Consider the following 5,929-nt stretch of genomic DNA (forward strand, 5'->3'; position numbering starts at 1 on the left):
TACAGCACCGCGTAACCCATGGAAATGCCGAATCCGGGCAGCACGCCCGGGCTGTTGCGCCGAACGGCAAAAGGCGCTTGCGCGCCGTTTGCCGTCGGGTTCGAGGCTGTCGTGATGGCCGTCGTCCGATCGTCGTCTGATTATTTCTTTTGCGGCAGATAGATCTGGTCGAATGTGCCGCCATCACTGAAGTGATCTTTCTGCGCCTTGCGCCAGCCGCCGAAGATCTTGTCGTCGATGGTGACGAGCTTGACCTTGGGGAACTTGTTTTCGTACTTGGCGGCGACCGTCTTGTCGATGGGACGGTAGTAGTTCTTTGCGATGATCTCCTGCGCGGCAGGCGTGTACAGGAACTCCAGGTAGGCCTGCGCGGCGGCGCGCGTCCCCTTCTTGTCCACGACCTTGTCCACGATGGCCACCGGCGGTTCGGCCAGGATGGACAGCGACGGCACCACGATGTCGAACTTGTCCGGACCCAGCTCTTCAAGCGCCAGGAAGGCTTCGTTCTCCCACGCCAGCAGCACGTCGCCCACGCCGCGTTCGACGAAGGTCGTGGTGGCGCCGCGGGCGCCAGTGTCCAGCACCGGCACGTGCTTGAGCAGGTCGCCGACGAAGGCGCGGGCCTTCTCTTCGCTGCCGCCGTTCTTCTCCAGCGCATAGGCCCAGGCGGCCAGGTAGTTCCAGCGGGCGCCGCCCGAGGTCTTCGGATTCGGGGTGATGACCTGCACGCCGTCCTTGACCAGGTCGTCCCAGTCCTTGATGGCCTTGGGATTGCCCTTGCGCACCAGGAATACGATGGTGGAGGTATAGGGCGAGCTGTTCTGCGGCAGGCGGGTCTGCCAGTTCTCGGGCACCAGGCCGCGGTCGGCGATGGCGTCGATGTCATAGGCCAGCGCCAGCGTCACCACATCGGCTTCCAGGCCGTCGATCACCGAACGCGCCTGGCGGCCGGAGCCGCCGTGCGATTGGCGGATCGTCAGGTCGACATTGGCCTTTTCCTTGTATTGCTTGATGAAGGCGTCATCGATGGCGCGATACAGCTCGCGCGTCGGGTCGTACGAGACGTTCAGCAGCGTCTGCTTTTGCTGGGCCTGAGCCGGCGCGATCGCCGCCAGCGAAACTGTCACCGCCGCCAGCGCGGCCAACCAACCAGCTTTCCTGAAAGACATCCCTTGCTCCCTGTATTTGGCAATGTGCAAGCAAGTGTGCTGGCTGGACAATCTGAACGGAACGAATCATTTTTTGATTGCTCATCGCTCCCAGACATATAGGATCCCTGTCCCAACAATGAAAAACCGCCGCGCTTCCCTATGGGAAGGCGGCGGTTCTGGCGGCCGGAAGCCGCATGCGGAAAACGGGGATTACCCCCGAAATCCGAATTTACTTATTCGGTTGAGGCGTAATGCGCAGGTACGGGCGCACAGCCTTGTAGCCCTTGGGGAATTTCTGCTTGATCACGGCCTCGTCCTGCAGGGACGGAACGATGATCACATCGTCGCCGTCTTCCCAGTTGACCGGGGTGGCCACGCTGTGGCTGTCGGTCAGCTGCAGCGAATCGATGACGCGCAGGATTTCGTTGAAATTGCGGCCGGTGCTGGCCGGGTACGTGATGATCAGGCGCACCTTCTTGTTCGGGTCGACGATGAACACCGAGCGCACCGTCAGCGTGGCATTGGCGTTCGGGTGGATCATGTCGTACAGCTCGGAGACCTTGCGGTCCTTGTCGGCCAGGATCGGGAAATTGACCTTGGTCGACTGCGTGTCGTTGATGTCCTCGATCCACTTCGAGTGGGAATCGGTGCCGTCCACCGACAGCGCCAGCACCTTCACGTTGCGCTTGGCGAATTCGTCCGCCAGCTTGGCGGTGTAGCCGAGTTCCGTCGTGCACACGGGGGTGAAATCGGCCGGATGCGAGAAAAGCACCCCCCAGCTGTTGCCCAGATACTCATGGAAGCGGATAGGGCCAGCCGAGGATTCCTGTTCGAAATCGGGGGCGGTATCGCCCAGACGTAGATGACTCATGGTGTCTCCTGTATGCGGATTCAGTGGGAAGGGGCTGGTGGTTCGCGACGACTGCCAGCCGAAAGTCGTTTTTCATTGCGGAAATTGCCGCCTGCAAAACGATTCTTCCATCAAACCTTTGGCGGCGGAAATACGCAAGCCATATAACCTTATGCAATATCTGAAGCGGCGCCGCATGCATCCGCGACCACCCCGGCGCGCACGGCGGCGGACAGCGCCAGCGCGCGCGGCAGGATGTGCGCGGCGTAGAACAATCCCGTCGCGATCTTCGATTTGTAGAACGGGTCGGTTGAGCCCGCCGCGATGTGCCGGCGGCATGCCAGCACCGCACGCGCCATCTGCCAGCCGCCGTGCACCACGCCGGCCAGCATCAGGTACGGGACGCTGCTGGAATAGACCGCCCGGATGTTGGCCGCCGACTGCTCCAGGATGAAACCCACGCCCGCCTCGTACGCCTGGATGGCGCCGTCCAGGTTGTCGCGCAGCAGCCGCAGCGCGTCGCGTTCCGGCGCTGCCGCGCGGGTGGACTCCGCTTCGACGGCGCGCAACGTTTCGCGCATCGCGGCGATGGCGGCGTACGCGGTGGCGCCGCCGTCGCGCTGCGTCTTGCGGCTGACCAGGTCGTTGGCCTGGATCGCGGTGGTGCCTTCATAGATCGGCAGAATGCGGGCGTCGCGGTAATACTGCGCCGCGCCGGTCTCCTCGATGAAGCCCATGCCGCCGTGCACCTGGATACCCAGGGAGGCGACCTCGACCGCGGTCTCGGTCGAATACCCTTTCACGATGGGCACCATGTATTCGTAGAATGCCCGGTTGCGCGAACGCTGCTCGGGATCGGGGTGGTGCGTCCCCTTGTCATGCGCCGCCGCGGTCACATACGACACTGCGCGGGCCGCTTCCGTCAGCGCTTTCATGGTCAGCAGCATGCGCTGCACGTCAGGATGCCGCACGATAGCCACCGGCGCCGCCGACCCTTCCACGGCACGCCCCTGGACCCGTTCGCGCGCATAGGCCAGCGCGTGCTGATAGGCGCGTTCGGATACGCCGATGCCCTGCTGCCCGACGGAATAGCGGGCCGCGTTCATCATGATGAACATGTATTCCAGGCCGCGGTTCAATTCGCCCACCAGGTAGCCCACGGCGCCCTCGCCCACGTCGCCCTTGCCCGCCCCGTACAGCAGCACCGCGGTGGGGCTGCCGTGGATGCCCAGCTTGTGCTCCAGCGAGGCGCACCAGACGTCGTTGCGCTTGCCCACGCTGCCGTCGGCCTCGACCAGGAATTTGGGCACGATGAACAGCGATATGCCCTTTACGCCCGCCGGCGCGTCCGGCGTGCGGGCCAGCACCAGGTGGATGATGTTTTCGGCCAGATCGTGTTCGCCGTAGGTGATGAAGATCTTCTGGCCTGACAGGCGGAAGCTGCCGTCGTCCTGGCGGACCGCCCGCGTGGCGACCTGGGCCAGGTCGGACCCGGCCTGGGGCTCCGTCAGGTTCATGGTGCCGGTCCACTTGCCGCTGATCAGATTGGGCACATACTGCTTGCGCTGCGCCTCCGACCCCACGGTCAGCACGGCTTCGATCACGCCATCGGTCAGCATCGGACACAAGGAAAACGCCAGGCTGGCCGCCTGGATGTTCTCCCCGGGCGCCGCCGCGACCAGTTTGGGCAACCCCTGGCCGCCCCAGGCTTGCGGGTGCTGCAAGCCCTGCCAGCCGCCTGCCGCATAGTCCTTGAAACCCTGGGCGTACCCCGGCGTCGTCGTCACCTGCCCGTCCTTCCAGACGGGGGGCTGCGTGTCGCCGGGCACATTCAAGGGAGCCACCGCCTGCTCGACGAAGCGTCCGTTTTCTTCCAGGATGGCGTCCACCAGGTCGGGCGTGACGTCACCGAATCCGGGCAGTTTCAGGATGTCGTCCAATCCGGCCAGTTCTTTCAGGGCGAAGCGAAAGTCCTGCAGCGGGGTTACGTAAGGCATGGTGTCTCCGTGTGCAAGGGCCAGCCAGGCGCAGAGCGCCTCGCTGCCGGATGCGTTTCTTGGTACGCGCGTCTGATTGCGCGCGTCGGGATGCGACAGGCGCCGCGTCGTCCGGCAGATAGCCGGACGGGCGCTAACTCAGATGGTACGCCAATGACACGATGATCGGCCCCAGGACGGGCAGCAGCACATTGGCGATGGCGTAGGTCACGGTGTAGCCCAACAGCGGCACAGAGCTGCCGCTGGATCCCAGGATGGCGCTGATCGCGGGCGTGCTGACGTGCTGCCCCGCGATGGCCCCCACCAGCAACGGCCCCTCGATCTTCAGGATCTTGTGCCCCACCCACAACGACAGGCAGGCAGGCCCCAGCGACACCAGCAGGCCAATCAGCGGCAGCACCGCGCCATGCTCGCGGATCAGCGATATCGCTTCGGGGCCGGCAGACAGCCCCACGCACGCCACGAACACCGCCAGGCCCAGGTCCTTGAGCAGTTGCACGGCGTGTTCCGGCATATGGCCGATGGCAGGCCGCTTGGCGTTGATCCAACCGCAGACCAGGCCGCTGACCAGCGCGCCGCCCCCACTGCCCAGGGACACCGGGATGCCCCACAGGCGCGCGCTCAGCGCGCCGATCATCAAGCCGGCGAGAATGCCGAAGGCCAGGAACACCAGATCGGTCACGCCGCTGCGGCGCAACTCATTGCCCAGGGCGGCGCCGGCTTCCGACAGCTCGGGTTCCGTGCCAACCAAGGTCACCAGGTCGCCGTATTGCACCACCGTGGCCGGCGTCAATGGCAGCACATGCCCCGAACGCATGATGGATTGGACGAAGACACCACGTGCCCGGCGGGCGCCCGGCCGCTTGGCCAGTTCGCCCATCGTGCGTCCGTTGATCGCCTTCTTGTTGACGATGACGGCCAGCTCGCTCAGTTGCAGATCGTCCGCATGGGCCTCGGGCAACTGGATTTCAGGCCCGACCACCGACCCCGCCCGCAGCGCGAAGCGGCGCAGCCCCAGCACGACCACGATGTCGCCGGTGACCAGGGTATCTTCCGGTGTCGCGTCCACCGCCTCGCCATTTCGCAGGATGCGGCTGATCACCGTCCGCCCGCCCAGTTGCGCCTCGACGTCGGCCACGCTCATGCCGTCGGCGTCTTTCACCACATGGGCGCGCCCCACCAGCCGCGGCAGGGTGGGCAGGTTGATTTCATCATCGTCGCCGGAAGCCACGCCCAGCTTCGCTTCCAGGGCCTTGGACGCTTCGCGCAAGTTGATGCGCAACAGGGCTGGCGCGACCTGGCTCGTGAAGAACACGATGCTGATCAGGCCCACCAGATAGGTCAGCGTGTAGGCCGTGGCGATATTGGCCTCCATGCGCTGCACCTCGGCATCCGGCAGCCCCAGATGCTTGAGCGCCTCGGCCGCCGTACCCACCACGGCCGATTCCGTGGCTGCGCCGGCCGCCAAGCCCGCCGCCGTGCCGGCATCCAGGCCGAACAACGGCACGGCCGCCAGCACGATAGTCAGCACCAGCAGGGCCTCGATGATCGGCAGCACGATGTAGCGCAGGCTGGACCGGTTCAGGTTGGCGAAAAACTGCGGGCCGCCGGAGTAGCCCATGGCAAAGATGAACAGGGCGAACGCGACCTCTTTCAGGTCGCCGCGCATCTGGCAACCCGTCTGGCCGATCAGCAGGGCGACGATGAGTGTCCCGCACACCCCGCCCAGCTGGATCGGCCCGACCTTCAGCTTGCCGATCAGGTATCCCAAACCCACCGTGACGAACAGAACCGCGATGGGGACGCTATTGAAAAACCCGACTGAGCACGTCATAAGGTCATGTCGCCCTGTGTTTTCCTACTTCCGGGCCGTGGCTTTCTTGGCCGACTTGGCAGCGGTGTCCGCCTGCTTGACCGCCTTCTTCACCGCC

Annotated in this window: 4 protein-coding genes; all 4 read right to left on the reverse strand. The window is 64.9% G+C overall.

Annotated elements, in window-relative coordinates:
* Nucleotides 1-140 precede the first annotated feature (140 nt).
* Nucleotides 141-1,169: a sulfate ABC transporter substrate-binding protein gene (locus ACO6D5_RS08470; protein ID WP_485825113.1), complete on the reverse strand. Its 1,029-nt coding sequence runs from the start codon at nucleotides 1,167-1,169 to the stop codon at nucleotides 141-143.
* Between the two features lie 211 nt (nucleotides 1,170-1,380).
* Nucleotides 1,381-2,022 (reverse strand): peroxiredoxin, encoded by a 642-nt coding sequence (locus ACO6D5_RS08475; protein WP_006225129.1) that lies wholly within the window; start codon nucleotides 2,020-2,022, stop codon nucleotides 1,381-1,383.
* Between the two features lie 149 nt (nucleotides 2,023-2,171).
* Nucleotides 2,172-3,998, reverse strand: a complete 1,827-nt coding sequence (locus ACO6D5_RS08480) for an acyl-CoA dehydrogenase family protein (RefSeq protein ID WP_485825114.1) — start codon at nucleotides 3,996-3,998, stop codon at nucleotides 2,172-2,174.
* Nucleotides 3,999-4,131: 133 nt separating this feature from the next.
* Nucleotides 4,132-5,832: an aspartate-alanine antiporter gene (gene aspT, locus ACO6D5_RS08485; RefSeq protein ID WP_485825115.1), complete on the reverse strand. Its 1,701-nt coding sequence runs from the start codon at nucleotides 5,830-5,832 to the stop codon at nucleotides 4,132-4,134.
* Nucleotides 5,833-5,929: the final 97 nt, after the last annotated feature.

The organism is Achromobacter sp., from assembly GCF_057314935.1.